This window comes from Hydrogenivirga sp. 128-5-R1-1 (assembly GCF_000171895.1).
In genome coordinates this window covers 1-1,580 of sequence record NZ_ABHJ01000309.1, presented here as the reverse complement: position 1 = coordinate 1,580, position 1,580 = coordinate 1, and the positions used below count along the sequence as shown (strand labels likewise).

The window sequence follows — 1,580 nt, the reverse complement described above, 5'->3', positions numbered from 1 at the left end:
GGAACAAATATATTAGATGCAAGGGTTAAAAACAATGTCAACTTTATCCATGAGGATATTTCAAATAAAGCTAAATCCCTACCTGATGCCTCAAGTATCATTGCTTCGTGAACCATTGTAAGCTCAAGGTGTGTTTCTGGATTATCAACAGGCATTCTGCCATTTTCTGCAAGAGCTATAACAAGAAGTGCCATTAATGCAAAAACGGAAGAGATAGGGAACTGTGAAAAACCTGCCTGATGAATTTTTGCAAATATCTCGCTGATATTTGTTGTTCCTGTTTGAAGGGCAAATGTAAAAATAACCATCATAAGAGCAGGTTCTGCAAGGGCAGCAATTGTCATTTCTCTACTTGAACCAAGACCTCCAAAGGCACTTCCCTGATCCATTCCGTAAAGGGCGAGGAAAAATGTTCCAAGAGCAAGAACATAAACAAAGGCGATTATATCCCCTGTAAATGATAAGAGGGTATGGCTGTTAAAAACAGGAAGAAAACTTGCAGTTATCAGGGTAGAAATCAAAACAACATAAGGTGCAACTTTTGAAATCCACGACGCATCATCTGATAAAACGACTTCTTTTTTAAGAAGTTTATAGACATCTCTGTATCCTTGCCATACGGAAGCACATTTTTGACCTCTTAAATAACATTTAACTTTATGAATAAATCCCTTTACTAAAGGGGAAATTAAAATCAGGATAAAAAACTGAATAAGCCCAATAGTCAGATTTTCCATCAGTTTCCACCTCCGGAAAACCAGACAACATAAATCAGCAAGATTGTTAAGGTAAGACTTATGAATCCAAGATAAATATGTATAATCCCCATCTGGAAAATGTTTCTGATCCGTAAAAGGAAAGTTAAAAATCTGTCTGTTATTTTGGTGATTAAAAGCTCAAAAACATCTGAAAGATGTACCTCATATTTTTTCTCAGGTAAGAAATATTTTAGTTTGTTCTCAACAGAAACAATTTTTTCAACAGGTCTATAAAGAACTGCAAAAATCTTTTTTATCGGCTGTGAGAAACCTGTTGCAGAATACTGTGCTTTAGGATTAACTTCATCAAGACCGCATTTCCATGTTTCATATTTTCTAACTTTTGAATTTCCAAATAATTTAATTAAAACAAATATGCCAACTGCAAAGATTATCCCTGCTATTAATAGACCAAGTGGTGAAATTCTTCCAAAATGATAATCTGTTGAGCTTAGTATAAATCCACCGTGTGAGCTTATATCATTAGCAATATTTATTCCTGTTAAAGGCTCAATTGCTTTCGAAATTACACCTGCAACTTCCACAGGGAAAATACCAAAGATAATACATAAAACAGCAAGAATGCCCATACCTGTTAGCATAAACATTCCAACTTCAGTAGCATTTCTGCTTTCTTCAGACCTTGGATGTCCTAAAAAGGATATGTCAATTACCTTTACAAAACATGCAGCCGCAAAAGCACCTGTGAGGGCGAGCATTGAGGCAAAAATCGGAACAAATATCTGAACAGTGTTGATACTAATTTTTGTATTTAAAAGTAAAGATTGATAAGTAAGCCATTCACTTACAAAACCATAAAAG

General features: G+C 34.9%; 1 protein-coding gene and 1 pseudogene. Both read right to left on the bottom strand.

Features of this window, described 5'->3' with window-relative positions:
• The coding region (locus HG1285_RS02120; RefSeq protein ID WP_008289205.1) for an NADH-quinone oxidoreductase subunit H at window positions 1–737 on the bottom strand (737 nt) is incomplete at its 3' end.
• Window positions 737–1,580 (bottom strand): annotated as a pseudogene (locus tag HG1285_RS19995) (formate hydrogenlyase); the annotation flags it as partial. The gene HG1285_RS02120 and the pseudogene HG1285_RS19995, both read right to left, overlap by 1 nt.